The organism is Streptomyces sp. NPDC060205 (assembly GCF_042728395.1).
GTDB lineage: Bacteria > Actinomycetota > Actinomycetes > Streptomycetales > Streptomycetaceae > Streptomyces.
Genome location: NZ_JBHWZP010000210.1, coordinates 1 through 16,557 on the forward strand (window position 1 = coordinate 1; position 16,557 = coordinate 16,557).

At 69.3% G+C, this 16,557-nt stretch carries 12 protein-coding genes and 3 pseudogenes; 6 read left to right on the forward strand and 9 right to left on the reverse strand.

What is annotated here, in order from left to right; genetic code table 11:
- Window positions 1-97: 97 nt before the first annotated feature.
- The 5 genes and pseudogenes from ACFWGJ_RS29715 to ACFWGJ_RS29735 all read right to left on the reverse strand — a co-directional run bounded on the left by ACFWGJ_RS29715 (window position 98) and on the right by ACFWGJ_RS29735 (window position 5,621).
- Window positions 98-2,797, reverse strand: a complete 2,700-nt coding sequence (locus tag ACFWGJ_RS29715; RefSeq protein WP_387330746.1) for an NACHT domain-containing protein — start codon at window positions 2,795-2,797, stop codon at window positions 98-100.
- 205 nt (window positions 2,798-3,002) lie between these two features.
- Complete coding sequence (locus ACFWGJ_RS29720; RefSeq protein ID WP_387330749.1) at window positions 3,003-3,752, reverse strand: transposase family protein; 750 nt, start codon at window positions 3,750-3,752, stop codon at window positions 3,003-3,005.
- Between the two features lie 358 nt (window positions 3,753-4,110).
- Window positions 4,111-4,512 carry a hypothetical protein gene (locus ACFWGJ_RS29725; RefSeq protein ID WP_225890818.1) on the reverse strand — a complete coding sequence of 134 codons (402 nt, stop codon included), beginning with the start codon at window positions 4,510-4,512 and terminating at the stop codon, window positions 4,111-4,113.
- 99 nt (window positions 4,513-4,611) lie between these two features.
- Window positions 4,612-4,926: pseudogene (locus ACFWGJ_RS29730) on the reverse strand (hypothetical protein); the annotation flags it as partial.
- A 188-nt stretch (window positions 4,927-5,114) separates the two neighbouring features.
- Window positions 5,115-5,621: a hypothetical protein gene (locus ACFWGJ_RS29735; protein ID WP_387330753.1), complete on the reverse strand. Its 507-nt coding sequence runs from the start codon at window positions 5,619-5,621 to the stop codon at window positions 5,115-5,117.
- Between the two features lie 374 nt (window positions 5,622-5,995).
- Here ACFWGJ_RS29735 and ACFWGJ_RS29740 point away from each other — a divergent pair.
- A pseudogene (locus ACFWGJ_RS29740) lies at window positions 5,996-6,100 on the forward strand (IS5/IS1182 family transposase); the annotation flags it as partial.
- Window positions 6,101-6,247: 147 nt separating this feature from the next.
- Here ACFWGJ_RS29740 and ACFWGJ_RS29745 read toward each other — a convergent pair.
- Window positions 6,248-6,931 (reverse strand): response regulator, encoded by a 684-nt coding sequence (locus ACFWGJ_RS29745; RefSeq protein ID WP_387330756.1) that lies wholly within the window; start codon window positions 6,929-6,931, stop codon window positions 6,248-6,250.
- Window positions 6,928-8,160 carry a sensor histidine kinase gene (locus tag ACFWGJ_RS29750; RefSeq protein ID WP_387330759.1) on the reverse strand — a complete coding sequence of 411 codons (1,233 nt, stop codon included), beginning with the start codon at window positions 8,158-8,160 and terminating at the stop codon, window positions 6,928-6,930. Before ACFWGJ_RS29750 ends, ACFWGJ_RS29745 begins: the two co-directional genes overlap by 4 nt.
- A 108-nt stretch (window positions 8,161-8,268) precedes the next feature.
- Here ACFWGJ_RS29750 and ACFWGJ_RS29755 point away from each other — a divergent pair, with 108 nt between their 5' ends.
- Window positions 8,269-10,254: an alpha/beta hydrolase gene (locus ACFWGJ_RS29755; protein ID WP_387330762.1), complete on the forward strand. Its 1,986-nt coding sequence runs from the start codon at window positions 8,269-8,271 to the stop codon at window positions 10,252-10,254.
- A 393-nt stretch (window positions 10,255-10,647) separates the two neighbouring features.
- On the opposite strand, the gene ACFWGJ_RS29760 is transcribed toward ACFWGJ_RS29755, so the two are convergent.
- A complete protein-coding gene (locus tag ACFWGJ_RS29760; protein WP_387330765.1) occupies window positions 10,648-11,640 on the reverse strand; it encodes an aldo/keto reductase in 993 nt (330 codons plus the stop codon).
- A 375-nt stretch (window positions 11,641-12,015) separates the two neighbouring features.
- Window positions 12,016-12,141 (reverse strand): annotated as a pseudogene (locus tag ACFWGJ_RS29765) (IS5/IS1182 family transposase); the annotation flags it as partial.
- Window positions 12,142-12,300: 159 nt separating this feature from the next.
- Between ACFWGJ_RS29765 and ACFWGJ_RS29770 the strand changes: the two are divergent.
- From ACFWGJ_RS29770 to ACFWGJ_RS29785, 4 genes are all read left to right on the forward strand, one after another.
- Window positions 12,301-13,071 (forward strand): response regulator transcription factor, encoded by a 771-nt coding sequence (locus ACFWGJ_RS29770; protein ID WP_387330768.1) that lies wholly within the window; start codon window positions 12,301-12,303, stop codon window positions 13,069-13,071.
- Window positions 13,058-15,130, forward strand: coding sequence for a sensor histidine kinase (locus ACFWGJ_RS29775; RefSeq protein ID WP_387330771.1), 2,073 nt, complete (start codon window positions 13,058-13,060; stop codon window positions 15,128-15,130). The genes ACFWGJ_RS29770 and ACFWGJ_RS29775 overlap by 14 nt, the downstream gene beginning before the upstream one ends.
- Before the next feature lie 123 nt (window positions 15,131-15,253).
- Entirely contained in the window at window positions 15,254-15,646 is a 393-nt protein-coding gene (locus ACFWGJ_RS29780; RefSeq protein WP_387330774.1) for a hypothetical protein, read from the forward strand.
- 101 nt (window positions 15,647-15,747) lie between these two features.
- Window positions 15,748-16,371: a class F sortase gene (locus ACFWGJ_RS29785; protein ID WP_387330777.1), complete on the forward strand. Its 624-nt coding sequence runs from the start codon at window positions 15,748-15,750 to the stop codon at window positions 16,369-16,371.
- The last annotated feature ends 186 nt before the right edge of the window (window positions 16,372-16,557 follow it).

Here is a 16,557-nt window from a genome sequence, read left to right on the forward strand (position 1 = left end):
GGCGACGCCGCCCGCCGCGCGGTCGCAGCCGGTCAACCCGGAACCGACCGAACAGCCAGAGGCGGATCGTCGACACCAATGTCAGGCCGGAAGGGCCTCAGTTGCTCCGTGCACCACATGGCTCCTCTGATTGCCGAGTTCCTCCGGTTCGGCAACGGGCCTGACACGGCAGATCTGGGCGCGCGGCCAGATGGTGCTGCAGGTTTTGGTGGCGGAATTGGTAGACAGCCCCGACCTGGCGCAGCACGAAGCGCCGTTCGTGGGCATCGGCGAGGAAGGCTGCGAGATCGTAGGGGAGTCGGTACTTGAGGGTGAGGTAGGCCCGTGTGAGGGTGTGGGGCCACCAGGCGGTGCGGCTGAGGGCTGTGGCCAGTCCAACGGTGAGTCCGGCGGACCCGAGGGCCAGGGCATACCCGAGGGCCCGTACGGCGAGCGGGAGATGTTCCATCGGGTGGTCCGTGCCAGGTGGTCCGCCCTGGGCGAGAGCCAGGTCACCAGAGCCCAGAGCGGACACGGTGTAGATACCGGCGAATCCGAGACCGGCTGCGGCGGCTGCGACCGGGACCAGCTTGCGAAACGCGCTGTGGTCCTGGGCGAGTGACGTTGCCGGGTCTTGCGGTGTGCCTTCGTCAGCGGGTCGGACGTGCAGGCTTGCGGCGAGCCCGACACCGAGGCCGTACAGGGCGGTGTAGTAGATGTAGTTGCCAGGGTGGTCGGCGAGGGAGAAGTGCGCGCTGTTCAGCAGTGCGGGCATGGTGTCCATGAGGAGCAGGACGAGTCCGACGGCCGGGCCTGCGAGCAGGCCAAGAGCCAGGGCGCGTCCGTCGAAGGACCATTTCAGTGCGCTGGCCGGTGCGGGTTTTTCGCTGCTGCGGCGGGTGGCTGAGCCGAGCAGCCCTCCGGCCAAGGCGTATACGAGGGCGTTGACGCCAGCTGTTGCCAGGGCTGTGGTGCTGCCCAGCCAGGCAAAGGGGAACCATAGCGACAGGCCTGCTGCCAGGCCTGTCAGGCACGTTTTCCAGTGCCAGGACCAGGAGGGTCTGCGAGTTGAGGCATTGGTTGTGTCACGGCGGGCGGTGCTGGTGATGAGGCTGCCGATCAGTCCGCTGGCGAAGCCGAGAGCGATTCCACCGATGGGAACGTAGTCGGAGGGAAAGCGTGGTTCTGCCGAGTCGGGGTCGACCAGCCAGAAGGCGGCACCGTCGATCAAGGTGCTGGTGAGCCCTGCGGCTACGCCCGCGGTGATTCCGGAGGCGAGCCCCGCGGACAGTCCGCCGACGATTGCGGGTTCCGCGCCCAGCACCCACCACAGGTTTGCCTCGGGCGTGAGGCTGGAGCCGACGAAGGCGGCGAGGAATGCGGTGGCCCAGGCGCTCAGTCCGATCATGATGCCTGTGATCAGGGGGCAAACGCGGCGGGGGAGGGCGGACTGCAGCCGCCACCAGGCGAGGTCGGTGGAGCCGCTGAGTGTGCGCTGGAGATGGCAGGCCAAGAAGCGCAGGGTACGTGCGGCTTGCTGCGGGCTCCACCTGCATGGGTGGAGCGGATGCGGCCGGTAGGCGGCGGGCACGTAGGCACCCAGCAGATGGCGTTCTGCCGCGCTGCGGTCCGGCAGGAGGGTGCGGTCGCACAGTTGCTCAGGATCGGGCAGTTCAGCCGGGTGCTCTCCGCGGCGTGAGTTGTACACGCCGGCGGCGAGCGTGAGCATCAGAGGATTGGTGAGCAGATCCTGGAGCATGGTCGGCGTGGGAGCCGCGAGGTCGGCAGCGACTGAATGCCAGCGCGCCGCCGTGCCGCCGCCAGGGGCGTCGGCATGACGCAGGAGGTAGCTGGCGGCCGCCGAGACGTTCAGTGGCCGCAGTTCGACAGCTGCCGAGGCGGCCAGCCTGGCCGGTGGAGCTGTACCCGGAGCCGCAGTCTCCCGGTAGGCGTCGGCCCTGCTGGACAGCACCACGGCTTGCCCGAGCGCGAGCGTCTCGTTGATCAGATCGAGTGCCAGGGCCCGTGCTGCGACGGGCAGTTCGTCAAAGCCGTCCAGTAGCGGAAGGACAAGACCCGCCCGCACCAGTGCGATGGCGGACTCCGAAGCACCGTCGTGCGCGTCAAGGGACCGGCCAAGAAGCGGGTAGTCACGGGTGAGCCGCTGGGCCATCCAGCGATCGAGCGGCTGCGCAGTGGGGTCCCAGGAGGCCAGGGGAAACAGCACCGGTACAGGGCCGCCGGCCGCACGCTCGTGCATCAGGCCGAGCAGACAGCGGATCAGCAGCACGGTCTTGCCCGAACCTGATGCTCCCAGGACGACCAGCCTGCGCGTGGGTACGCGCCGCGCGAAGACCTCAGCGATCTCCCCGTCGCGGCCGGCCAATTCCGCCGGGCCGCCCGCCCAGCCGCCCGCGTCCGAAGGCGGTCCTCCGGGCCAGCCGAGCGCGATCTGACACAGCAGCTCCCAGGGTTCGGACAGGACGGGGTCGGCGGCGTGCCATGAAACCGGCAGCGGGTAGGGGTTGTTGACTCCGCGGAGCCTGATCTCGGCGTTCCACTGCTCACCCGCCACTGCAGCGAGCCGGTCGGCGAGCAGGCCCAGCTCTGCGGGACCTCCGGTCTGTCCGTGCGAGGCGTTGCGGAACGTCGCCCATGCCAGGTACATCCCGGCAAGCGAGGGCAGGAACGCGGTAATGGTGCTTGCGACGGGCAGGTCGAACCGGCAGGCGAGCCACACCGCTCCGGCTGTCCCGGCCAGCGCAAGACTGAAGTAGACCCAGCCGTCGCGTCGGCACCGTATGTCCGTGGTCATCATGGGCAGTTGTGGCGTCCTCGGGGAGAGGGATATCCCCCCTTCCTACTCAATGAAGCCAGCCCGGCGTGGCGGAATGCATGGCATTCACCCTGCCGTGGGTGCGTGGGTGCGTGGGTGCGTGGGTCGGCGGGTCATCTGGTCAACTGCCTCCCCCGCAGTTCGAAGCAATCCTCTGAGCAGGGCACCTGTCCATCACTGAGCTTCTTCAGCGTTGCAACTCCAGTGTGAGGACGGCCTTGGCGATTGACGTCATGCGGTTGGGACTGCATCGGGACCTGCGGAAGATCCGCCAGGACTTCAGGCGGGCGACTCCGCGTTCGACGGGTGCGCGCGCCGCGGCCAGGGCACGGTTGCGAGACTTCTCGGTGAGAGTCAGTTTCTTCAGGGGCCTGCGTTTGATGCCCGTGGTCAGCCACGGACCGGCGCCCTGGTAAGCGAGATCGGCCACGATCGGAACGCCCTGGCGCTCGCAGATCCGGATGATCCGGTGGGCGCGGGCAGCGGTCAGGTCGTAGGTGCGGCCCGGCAGGGCGGGCGAGAGCCACAACAGCCGGCCGCTGGGATCGGTGACGACCTGCACGTTCACGCCGTGGCGCCGGTGTTTGTGGGAGTAGTCGGCCCGGCCGTCGCCGACCCGGTCGCACTCGGCGAGAGTGCCGTCGAGCAGGACGAAGTCGGGATCATGCTCGCGCAGCGTCTTCAGCAGACCCGGTGCACGGGCGGCGAGGAGGTCGACGACTGCACTGGTGTAGGCATGCACGGTGGACTCGCTGATCCCGAACCCGGCAGCGATCTTCGCCAGAGTGATGTGCTCGCGCAGGTACACCAGTGCCACCATCGCTCGCTGGGACGGACGGAGCTTGCAGCGCCGGTCGCCCTCACGGGTGACGATCAACATGGTGACCCACTCCACGAGTGCATGCGGCAGGTCAAGTGCGGCAGGATGGACGACCAACGAGGCCCCCGAGCAACGTGATTGAGACGTCAGACATCTCGATCAACAGCCCGGGGCCTCGCTCGTTGCGCTGAACGGGCCGTCACCGATCGGTGGCCACATCGAAGAAGCTCAGTGGTTGTAGCCTCGGGCAGGGTGCTACCACCTGTGACTAGATCTTGCTCTGCACCCAAAGGGCGCTCTGCCTCATACCGCATGGACAGATCATCCCCGAGTGACCCGGAACTGATCCGTCAGGCACCGTTAACGGGAGGGAATGGGTCGCCGACATGGGGCGCCACGACGACGATGCCGCCGGTCTCGTGGACGAGACCGATGACATCAAGGAGGTGGTCCGGCGAGCTCGGCAGTGCTGCGCTCAGCAGTGCCGCAGACCGCGCGCGCTCGGATCGGCGTCGAAGGAGGACGGTGTGTTGACCCAGTCCGCCGGGACGTAGCCCCACCCGTCGTAGCCAGGAGCGGTCCAGTCACCCTTGGTGTGGTACCAGGTGGTGTTGCCGCCGCCGTGCAGTCCACCATAGGTCCAGCAGTCGAACCAGCTGAAGGTGGAATAGAGCTGCCCCGTTATGTTCGCTTCGTGATAGGCGCCCGAGCGCAGAATGGCGGGGGCTCCGTTCCCGCACCACAGCCGGCCGTCGCTCGCCCGAACTCCGCACTCGGCGCTGGCAGCGGCACTGGCCGAAGGGGCGGCGATCACACCGCCCGCCGTCAGGGCGAGGGCTGCCATCCAGAGGGAGAGATACTTCCTGGTCCTGGTCATCCACTGTCCTTTTCTCACTGGTTTTCGAGTTCGACCGAAAGGTGCCGGGTGCCTGCCCGGCTCTTCCCGCAGGCCCTTCGCAGCACCGTGATGCACTGCTCAGCACTGCGCGACGCCGGGCAGTTGGTTGTCCGGACTGCTTATGTAGATGCTGCTGACATAGCCCCCGTACTGAGGCAGGTAGGCCCACCACTCGTTGGTGTAGGGCGGGACCGAGACGGTCTCCCCTCGCGTCTGGCAGCCGACCAGCACCTCGACCCCGGCGGGGAGCTGGAGGAACGGGTCGCGGGTGGTGTTGGGCTCGGGGCGGACGTTGACACCGGAGCTCCAGGTGCCGAACCACGTGCCCGCCGGTCGTACACCACCGGGAACGTTCAGCGAACGGGTCAGCCTGCCCAGGTCGGTGTAACCCCGAGCAGCGTGATTGAGACGTCAGACATCTCGATCAACAGCTCGGGGGCTTCGCTCGTTGCGCTTCACGGACCGTCACCGGATCGGTGGCCACATCGATGAAGCTCAGTGGTCCTTGGGCCTGGACCTGCTCCGGTTTGCCGGCGATGGGTGCCGGCGCACTGTTGACGCGGAGCAGAGAGGTGGGTGGTCTACCACCAAGAGGTGCACTGGATGCCGCTGTTGCTGCCCTGGCTCAGCAGCCGCGCGCAGACGCGTAAGGCCCGGCTCGACGAGCTGCTGGTCGGGTAGGCCGGCGTCGTCATCCTCTTGCCGCCCGTCATCGTGTCGAAAGAACCGCACTGGATCCAGGTCTGCCTGTTGTCGTTGCTGACGTCCATCCAGACCTGTGCCAGGACCCCGGAGCCCCAGTTGCTGCCCGATCCGGTGGTCAAGACGCCCCACGCGGCCTGTCGGCTTCCGACGTTGCCGGCCTGCATCGAGTACGAGGCGACAGCGTGGGGAAAGTCAATCACCATCGCACCCGCACCCCCCACACCCTGGCCACTGAGACTGTCCGGGATGTCGGTGAAACCATTCACACCTCCCTCGCAGTCCGACCGTGCTGCCTGAGCCGCGCCGGCGGATCCGGCCACCACGCCTGCCGCCAACATGATCGCGGCTGCTCCTACGCTGAAGATCCGTCTGAGGCTGTGCATGTGTTTCTCCCTGGGTCCAGGTGCTGATGGCTTCCGAAGAGGGGCGCTGTGCCGTGGCGCCCGTGCTGTGACCTGACCGAAGCACTAACGGCCCCCGCTTCAGCCGCCGGAGCGGCGCAGGGGACGCCCAGCAGGCGCCTCGAACTGTAGGGCGGACCCGGGACGTTGCGACCCTGACAGATGTCAGGGTCACGATCAGCTGCTGGCGCGCGCCGTGGTCCCGCCGGGCCGCCTGGCCTGGGTCACTTAAGGGCTGATCAACTGGCTGCACGTGCTGCTGCCCTGTACCCGAACGGCAGGATCGGCGAGAAGCTGCTCTGAACTTTGACCCGGCCGGATCTCCTCGCGCCAGCGGCAGTCTCATCGTCCTCCAGGTCGCCCGCCTGAAGTCCTGGCGGATCTTCCGCAGGTCCCGCTGCAGCCCCAACCGCATGACGTCAATCGCCAAGGCCGTCCTCACCCTGGAGCTGCGATGCTGAAGAAGCTCAGTGAGAACGGATGCCCGTCACCAGGCTTCGCTGTGAATCGCACGACGTTCACTGCGAGAGGTCGATCCGCCGCGCGTGGGTCCCGTGCCGGATCCCGCTGACACCGGCTGCCGGTGACAGCGGTGCGCGGACCACCGGTCACAGCCCCGAGGTGTCGTGCGGTTCGATGAGCCCGTGGTGGTGGGCGAACCGGACGGTGTGGACGCGGTCCCGGAGTCCGAGCTTGGCGAGGACGCGTGAGACGTGGGTCTTGACGGTCTGTTCGCCGACGTACAGCTGGTCGCCGATCTCGGCGTTCGAGAATCCCCTGGCCACGAGCAGGAACACCTCATGTTCGCGCGCGGTGAGGCGTTCGAGGCCCGGCGCCCGGTCACGCGCGGGGGGAGCCGGGGCGAGGGCGTCGGCCAGCCGTGGCGCGAGGCGGCTGGTGATGGAGGGATCCAGGTAGGTGTCGCCACGGGCCGCGACGCGGATCGCGGTCACGAGTTCGTCGGGAGGCAGGCTTTTGAGAACGAAACCGGCGACTCCCGCGGACAGCGCCGAGCGCAGGTAGTCGTCGGTGCCGAACGAGGTGAGCAGGATGATCTTCACGTTCGGGTGTCCCGCCGACCGGATGCGGCGTGCGGTGGCGAGCCCGTCGAGTCCGGGCATGCGGACGTCCAGGACGGCGAGGTCGGGCGCCAGGGACGTGACGGCCTCGACGGCGCTGAGTCCGTCGCCGACGTCGGCGACGCATTCCATGTCCGGCTGTGCGTCGAGCACGGCCCGGAAGCCGGAGCGGAACATGGCGTGGTCGTCGGCGATCACGATGCGCAGCGTCACCGGGCACCTGCCAGCGGGATCGTCACGCTCGATTCCCAGTAGTCCCCGTCCGTGGTGACGCCGAAGGTTCCCGATCCGCCCAGCGCCTCCACCCGCTTGCGCATGCCGCGCAGGCCGAGCCCGGACCCCGGCGGTGAGGATGCGCACGGTGCGTCCGCTGCCGCAGAAGCGACACGGTTGCGGGCGGTGAGAGCCACGCAGCCGTCATCGCAGTCGAGCTCGACCCGCGCCGCCCGGCCGTCCCCGTGCCGGAGAACGTTCGTCATCATCTCCTGTGCCACCCGGTACACCGTGACGTCGACTTCCTTCGTGAGTGGCGGCGGTGAGCAGTACACGACGTACGTCACGTGCAGACCGGAGGCGCGCAGACCGGTGAACAGCTCCGGCAGCATCGTGACTCCGGGCTGGTCGGTGGAGTCGCTGCCGCCGTGCAGCAGGGACAGCAGCCGCCGAAGGTCCGTCATGGCCGCCTGGCCTGACTGCTGCACCGCGGTGAGCGAGGTGTGCACCGGGCTGTCACCGGGGACGGCCGTCCCGCTGAGGTTCAGCCGGGCCGCCGTGGCGTGGACACCGATCGCGCCGACGTGGTGGGAGATGACGTCGTGCAGTTCGACCGCGATCGTCTCGCGTTCCTTCGTCACCGCCGCGGTGATCTCGGCCTCCGCGTCGCGCAGCGTTGCCTCCCGCTGGCGGCGTAGTTCCTCAACATGCTCCTTACGGGCGGTGGTGTAACGGCCCACCAGCCACGGCAGCAGGGTGTTGGCGGCGACGATACCGAGCAACGTCACCGGGGCGGTGAGTCCGGTGATGACCACCGAGGCCAGGTTTCCGGCGCATACCGTGATCAGCGCGGCGGCGGAGGACCGGCCGCGCAGCCAGGCGCCGGCCCGGTAGGAGCTGACCAGTTGGCCGGCTGTGTTCGGATTGCGTCCCGGCATCACGAACGCCAGGGCGACACTCACCACCGCGTGCGTGACGGCGACCCAGCCGGAGAATCTTGGTGCGGTCACGAGCGCGACGTCCGCGGCGATGACCACGGCCAGCAGGACGGGCGTCCACGGGCCCGGATCCGGGCCCCGAGTAAGGAAGTTCAGGCCGTCGACGGCGGCGCACATCAGTGCGACCGACACGGCCTGGCGAGCCAGCGACCTCTGCGCGTCGCGCGCTGTCGATCGGGCTGTCCACCGGCGGATCCGTCCAGCCGAGGCCAGGTACACAGTGCGGGACATCCGGCCATTGTGCCGGGGCGGACGCGGTCCGGCGTCACTCTCCGGAGGGACAGACGATCACCGCCCGGCGTGACGCTTCGGCACCCGCGCACCCCTAGCTTTCCCGGCATGCGTTCTTCCCCTCACCGCCGTCGCTCCCTCGTCGCGGCGGTCATCGCCGCCGCGCTGCTCGTGCTGGCCGCCTTCATCGTGTGGCCGGATTCCACCATCCGCGTCCCGCAGGGTGCCGCGCCGGACTCGCTGACCATGAAACCGTGCTCCTACGACATCGAGGACGGCTCCGTGGCCGCCGACTGCGGGACTCTCGTGGTCGCGGAGAACCGGCGCGACTCCGGCTCCCGGCTGATCGCCCTGCCGGTCGTACGGATCCGGGCGGCCTCGAAACCGGCCGGTGAGCCCGTCTTCCGGTTCGGTGGCGGGCCGGGACAGTCCAACATGGACTTCCCGCAGGCAGGCCGCCTGACAAAGCATCACGACGTCGTGCTGGTGGGCTACCGCGGCGTCGACGGCTCGTCCCGCCTGGACTGCGACGAAGTGACGAACGCGCTCCAGTCGTCGGCGGACATGACCGGCGGGCAGACCCTGGCGCACACCCGCCGGGCCTTCGAACGGTGTGCCGACCGGCTGCAGCGTACCGGCGTCGACCTGACCGGCTACTCGGCGGTCCAGCGAGTCGAGGACATGGAGTCGGCGCGCAAAGCGCTCGGCTACCGGCGGATCAACCTGCTCAGCTCCAGTGCCGGCACCCGGACCGCGATGATCTACGCATGGCGCTACCCCGACGCACTCCGGCGCTCGGCGATGATCTCGGTCAACCCGCCCGGACACCTGTACTGGGACCCCCGCATCACCGACACGCAGTTCGAGCAGTACGCCGACCTCTGCCGGGCTGACCGCGCCTGCGACGCGAAGACCTCCGACCTCGCCGCCACCATCCGCTCCCGGGTCGCCGACATGCCCACCAGGTGGGGCCCCTTCAGGATCAAGAAGACGAACGTCAGCATCCTGAGCCAGTACTCCATGCACATGAACGGCGAGGGCTCGGCACCCGGCAACGCCCCCACGGTGATCGACGCCTACCTCGACGGCGGACCCGGCGCGATGTGGGCCATGTCGGTGCTGGCGGATGTCACACTGCCCAGCTCCACGGTGTGGGGAGAGCTCGCCTCCTTCGCCATGATCGACGCCCCCGCCATGCGGACGTACTACGGCCGGGGTGGTGATCACGGATCGATCCTGGGCAACTCCTCCACCGATTTCCTCTGGGGCGGCCCGAACGGCTTCTCCACCGTGTGGCCGGACAGCCCGGACAACGCCGAATACCGCACCGTGCGCCCCAGTTCCGTGGAGACCTTGCTGATCGGTGGCGAACTCGACTTCTCCACACCGCCGGTCAACGCCACCAAGGAGCTGCTGCCCTCACTGAGCCGGGGGAGCGAGGTGGTCATACCCGGCATCGGACACACCGCCGACGTCTGGCAGCAGCAACCGGAGGCGGGCACGCACCTGCTCACCACCTTCTACGACTCCGGCCGCGTCGACAGCTCGCGATTCGAGCGCCGTCCGGTCGACTTCACAGCCGTCCCGATGAGCATGTCGCTGGTCGCCGGTTTTCTGCTTGCCGGTGTGACCGGGGTTCCGCTGCTCGGTCTGCTCGCGCTGGTACTGCTGGCCCGCCGACGCCGCAGCCGGGGTGCGTCGGGCCGCCCGGCAGGCCGCTGGATCCGGCTGCTCGGCACGGCACCCCTGGGTCTCGCCGGCTGGCTCCTGGGCGTCCTGTTCGCCTGGATCTTCGCTCCGCAGTGGTTCGTCACCAGCCTCGCGGTGGTGGTGCCCGGCACCGGGCTGCTGGTCGGCCTGGGGGTGTACCTGGCCCGGCCGGACGAGGACCCGGACGGCTCGAACCGGACCACCACACCGATGCTCGTCCTTCTCGGCGCCTGGCTGGGCGCACTGCTGGGCGCGCTGGCAGGCAGCGGGCTGCTGACACCCGCGACCGCCGTCTTCGGTGCCGTCGTCGGAGCCAACACGCTCCTCGCGATCCGCACCCTGCGGCGCCGCTCCCCGCTCGCCGCCACGGCTGTCCCCGGATGAGACGGCCGGCATCTCCACAGCGTGCCGGACCGGTGTACCGGGGCGCGGGCCGCCGGCGCCCGCCCCTCCCGTAGCCCCGGCATTCGGACCCGCCGTGGGCCGGACGGGGACATTCCTGCCCGGCCCACGCTGCCTTTCCGGCTGTCGGACGGTTTCTGCTGCGTCGGTGTCTCGCACACCGGGACGGACGGACCCCGTCAGGGGGTGCGGCGGTCCCGGTGCAACTGGTGGCGGCGAGTGTGTCGTCCAGCGCCGTACGCGAGCTGCCGGGCCGGCGCCGACATGGATCCAGGCCCAGTTGTAGGAGCGCGGGCCTTTCGCTCCGTGCCCGTGCTCGTACCCGTACCGTTCCCGGCCGGGTCCGCGACAAGATCGCGAAGTCAGACTGGGGTACTAACCCCTAGCGACCTCTGCGGTGTGCGCGGGCGTGTAGCGCTCGCCCGTCACCTGGTTGCTCAGCGGGTCCAGCGCGGCCAGTGCCTCTGTGTCCAGGGTGAGTTCCAGCGCGGCCGCGTTCTGCTCCAGCCGGGCTGGGCTGCGAGTGCCCGGTATGGCCGCCACCGCCACCCCGAGCCGCTCGGTCTGGGCGTACACCCAGGCCAGCGCCACCTGGGCCGCAGTGGCACCCAGCCGGTCCGCCACCTCACGCACGGTCTGCGTGATCTTCTCGTTGGCCTCGCCCGCCTCTCCGGCGAAGCGGGGGTTGGTGCGCCGGAAGTCCTTCTCGCCCAGCGTGGAGCGGTCCAGGGTGCCGGTCAGGAACCCCCGCCCCAGCGGCGAGTAGGGCACCAGCCCGACCCTCAGCTCGGCCATTACCGGGGTGACCGCTTCGACGTCGCGGGTCCACAGCGAGTACTCGCTCTGGACCGCGGTGATCGGGTGCACCGCGTGCGCCCGGCGCAGCAGCTCGCCGTCGACCTCGGACAGGCCCAGGTGGCGGACCTTGCCCGCCTCGACCAGCTCGGCCATCGCCCCGACGGTCTCTTCGATCTCCACGTCCTGGGGCGGGCGGTGGGCGTAGTACAGGTCGATCACTTCGACGCCCATCCGCAGCAGCGAGGCGTCGCAGGAGCGCAGCACGTAGTCCCGGGCACCGCGGATGCGGCGTGCCCGGTCGCCGGCGCTACGGTCGATGCCGAACTTGGTGGCCAGCTGCACCTGGTCCCGGCGGCCGTGGACGGCCCGGCCCACCAGCACCTCGTTGTGTCCGGTGCCGTAGGCGTCGGCGGTGTCCAGGAACGTGATGCCCAGCTCCAGGGCCCGGTCGATGGTGGCCAGGCCGCCGTCCCAGTCGGCGGCGCCGTAACTCTCGCTCATCCCCATGCACCCCAGGCCCATCGCGCTGACGGTGAGACCGGGCGAGCCGAGCGTGGTTCGGGTGATCATGCGCGGATACTCCTCCTGCCCAGCGGACCGGGCGGTACCTCAAGGGCTGACGAATGACTCCGACGCTAGGACTTGGAGCACACCCGAGGTCAAGCCGGAGGACCGGCCCGCTGGTAGATCAGGCGCGGCGGGAGCAGGGGAGGGTGAAGCGGTCCAACGACAGCAGTCCGCCACAGGGCCCGGACACCGCTTATTTCCCGACCGTCTTCACCAGCGGGTGCAACGGCTCAGCGGCCGGACCCGTTTCCAGCAGGGTCCGCGACAAGATCGCGAAGTCAAACTGGAGTAGTAGAGGCCGTCATCAAACTGATCTTGCCCAGAGCAGGAATGACGCGAGAGTGACCGCTGCTTCGCAGGGGATAACAGTCTCGTCGTATCCGGTGGCCGGCCGAAGTCCACCGCTCTGCCGCGGCGTTCGAAACGCCACGCGGACAGCACCGGCTTGATCAGCTCCCAGCGCGCATCGGACCGGTCACTTGGATACGCACGACGTTCCGTAATGCCGCATGCCGCATGCCGCATGCCGCATGCCCGGCAGACCGCGGTGACCGTGGCCACGCTCGACTTCAGCCCTGCACTTTCGCCTGTCCACCACCGAAGGGCCTTCACGGTAAGGACACTTCCGACCTCCCGGCGCCGGCGGTCGCTACGATCTGCGGCGTGTGCGCAAACATTGTGGTCGCCGAAGACGATGCGAAGCAGGCCGAACTGGTCCGCCGCTACCTGGAGCACGAGGGTCACGCCGTTACGGTCGTCGAGGACGGCCGGACGGCTCTGGAGACGATCCGGCACCGGGAACCCGACCTGGTCGTCCTGGACGTGATGATGCCCAGGGCCGACGGTCTCGACGTCGTACGGATCCTGCGCGCCGAACGCAGGGAGGTGCCGGTGCTGATGCTGACGGCCCGCAGCACCGAGGACGATCTGCTGCTCGGCCTCGACCTCGGCGCCGACGACTACATGACCAAGCCGTTCAGTCCGCGTGAACTCACCGCCCGCGTAAGGACGTTGCTCCGCCGCAACCGGCGCGGCCACGATCCGGCTCCGGCGACCATGCCCGCCCCTGCTCCCGCCTCGGGGCCCGAAGCGGTCCCGGACGACGAGGTGTTGACGGTCGGCGGGCTCAGGGTTGATCCCTTGCGGCATGAGGTGTCGGTGGCCGGGACTCCCGTCGAGTGCACGCCCGGTGAGTTCCGTCTCCTCGCGGCGATGGCGGCCGAGCCCGACCGGGTCTTCACCAGGGCACGGCTCCTGGACGAGCTGCACGGCTACGACAAGTACATCAGCGGCCGGACCGTCGACGTGCACGTCATGAACCTGCGCAAGAAGATCGAGCGCGCCCCACGACGACCGGCCCGCCTCATCACCGTCTTCGGCGTCGGCTACAAACTCACGGACCCCGCGAAGAACGTGCGCCATGCGTCGTCCTGATGGGGCAGGTGCGGCGGGGGCCGCCCGGCTGCCGCTGCGCAAGAGCCTGGCGGGGCGGTTGTTGACCGTGACGGCGCTGGTGGCCTCGTGCTCGGTCGCCGCGACCGCCTGGCTGGCCGTGCAGACGACCTCCGTCGCGATCCGCCAGGAGCAGGGGCAGAACCTCAAGTCCGACGCGAAGATCTACAACACGCTCCTCGGCTACGCGGCCACCCACCCCGACTGGGACGGCGTCGACACCACCGTGCGAGATCTGGCCCTGGAATCCGGGCGCAGGATCGTGCTCACCACGCCGGGCCGACGCCCGATCGTGGACTCGACCGACTCGCGCTCAGCGGGCGGCGGTTCGTCCGACGATCTGCTCGCTCAACAGGCCTCGGCGGTCGTGGACCCACGCTCCGTCGACACCGTGCTGGTGCCCGACGCGGACAAGGCCGGCGCCGACCGCGTCGATCCACGGGCCGTGGGGCCCTTCCGGCTGCCCGCGAAGGAACACGACGCACTGCGCAAGGCCGCCGCCGGGAGGGTGGAGTGCCTCAGCCGGATGGGAATCGCCGCCGACGTCGTCGAGAGCCCGGGCGGACGGCCCCGCGTCCAGTTCGTGAGCGACGAGACCGAGGGGGAGAGCAGCGTCACCGACCGTGACATGGAGGCCAAGTGCTTTGCGTCGTACCCGGTTGGTCCCACCGCGACCGAGCGGAAGGCCCTGAGTGCCCTCAACCAACTGGCTGACGCCTGTCTGAAACGACAGGGTCGCGCCGGCGTGAAACTGAACCTGGACCTGTCCTGGGACCGGAGTTACGCATACGGGCGGGATGACGCGGTCTCCGGCGCCGAGGATGGCCTCAGCGAGCGGGAGGCGAAGGCCCTGGCCGCCAAGAAGGCGCAGGACGCCGCGACGGCCGAACGCAAAGCGGCTTCCGGCGACGCACTCGACTACGCCCCCGCCGAGATCCGTGACAGTGCGTACGACCGGGCCGTGGCCAACTGTGTCGAAAGCGCCCGCCGGGAACAGCTCACGGGCTATGTCGCCGAGCCCGCGCTCCTGTTCATCGACGGCCCCGGTGCCGCCGGCGTGCCCGGTTTCGACCTCTCCCGCGCCAACACGGCACGCATCGCCGGCGTCACCGCTCTGGTCCTCGCCCTCACCGTGGGCGCCTCGGTGCTCGCCGGAGCCAGGCTTGTACGCCCGTTGCACGCGCTCACCGGCGCCGCCCAGCGCATGCGGGAGGGCCTGGACGCGACGCCGGTGCCCGTGCCCGTCGTCTTTGACAATGAGATCGGACGGCTGACGGCGGCCTTCAACGACATGGCCGCGCACCGGGCCCGCCTGGAGGAGCAGCGCAAGGTGATGGTCAGCGATGTCGCCCATGAGCTGCGAACACCGTTGAGCAACATCCGGGGCTGGCTGGAGGCGGCCCACGACGGACTGGCCGTGCCGGACCCCGCGTTCGTCTCCTCGCTCCTGGAGGAGGCGGTGCAGCTGCAGCACCTCATCAACGACCTCCAGGACCTGGGTGCGGCCGACGCGGGCGCCCTGCGGCTGCACCGCAAGCCGGTACGGATCGACGAGCTGCTCGGCCAGGTCGCCGCCGCGCACCAGGGGTTGGCCGAGGCGGCGGGCGTCACCCTCACGGTCCTGACACCGCCGCCGGACACCCCTCAGCCACCGCTCCTCGACGCCGACCCCGTACGGCTGCGGCAGACCGTCAGCAACCTGCTCTCCAACGCGGTGCGCCACACCCCGGCCGGCGGCACGGTGACCCTGCGCCGGTACGTCACCGACCCGGGGGACGCGCTCGCCGTGGAGGTGTCCGACACCGGCAGTGGCATTCCGGCAGCCGACCTCCCGTACGTGTTCGACCGTTTCTGGCGGGCGGAGAAGTCCCGCAATCGCAGCACCGGCGGCAGCGGCCTCGGTCTGGCGATCGTCCTCAAGCTCGCCCAGGCCCACGGCGGCACGGTGGACGTGACGAGCACGGAGGGGGAGGGGGCCACCTTCACCCTGCGGCTGCCGACGGCCGAGTCGCGGAAGCCGGAGGGCCCCGGTCGGCCCTGATGAGATGACGACAGCGTTCTGACAGTTTCCTCACAAGCGGCCGTCAGGGTGAAGCCATGCCCGGAACCTGGTGCGGATCGGCAACCAGGAACGACCAAGCCGGGCTGGAACTGGAGCTTTCACATGGTTCGCCGTCTCACCCTGCGCCCGCTGCGTATCGCGGTCCTGACCGGCGTCGCGGCCGGCGCGCTGCTCGTCCCGGCCACCGCGGCCTTCGCCACCGACCCGACTCCGACGCCGGGCGCGACCGACTCGACCAAGGCCGACAGGGAGGCCCTGGCGAAGAAGAAGGCCGAGGACGCCAGGACGCTCAAGGAGGCCGAGGCCCGGAAGGCCGCCGAAGCGCAGAAGGCCGGAGGCAAGGACTACCCGCGTGGCGGTGTCGCCGCGGGCGAGGCCCCCGCACAGGACGACAACACCGGCACGCTCATCGGTTCGGCCACCGGCGCGCTGCTGCTCGCGGGCGCCGGCACCTACGTCCTGCGCCGCCGCACCACCGCCCGCCGCGAAGGCTGATCCGGCAGCACGACCTCTCGTACGAAACGGTGGCGCCGCCCTTCACCAGGCGGCGCCCTGTGCGTTCCGGCGAACCCTCGCACCCTGTTCTGGAGCCCGAGTTGCCCCCTGCACACCGTCCGGCCCTGTCCCGGGCCCGCCTCGCGACCCTCACCCTGTTGACCCTCGTCTCCCTGCTCACCGGCTGTTCGTCCGGCCCCGATCCGACGACCCGTGTCGCCCCGACCGCCCCGGCCGCCGAGTCGGGTGCTGCGAAGTCAGAGCGGCCTGCGGCCGACGCTGCGGCGGCCCCTGCCGAGGTCGCCGTTCCCTCCGTGGGGATCACCAGTTCGCTGATGGAGCTGGGCCTCAACACGGACCGGACGGTCCAGGTCCCGCCGGCCGAGGAGGGGATGACCGCGGGCTGGTACACGGGCGGTGCGGTGCCCGGTGACATCGGAGCGGCCGTCATCATCGGCCACAACGACACCCGCTTCGGCGAGGCCGTTTTCCATGACCTGAAGAAGATCAAGAAGGGTGCGGACATCAACGTCACCGACAAGACGGGAAAAGCCCTCCACTTCACCGTCACGGCCACGGAGAGCGTCGCCAAGAACGCCTTCCCGACAAAGAAGGTCTACGGGCCAACCCAGGAACGCGCTCTACGGCTCATCACGTGCGACGGCGACTTCGACGCGCAGGGGCACCCTGTCGACAACCTCATCGTGTACGCGACAGCGAGCTGAGGGCCGTAGGCGCAGGCGATTTGGAGCAACGTAGGTTCGGCGGACCCTGACGGATACTCAAAGTGAGAGTACCGTTTTATGTGACTAGCGACCTAGTAGTGCTTCGTTAGGTCTGTTCGTTGCGGCTGATCAGGAACATGTTGGATGGGTGGACGCACTTGAAGTAGGCCGTCTGCGGGCGGCGTT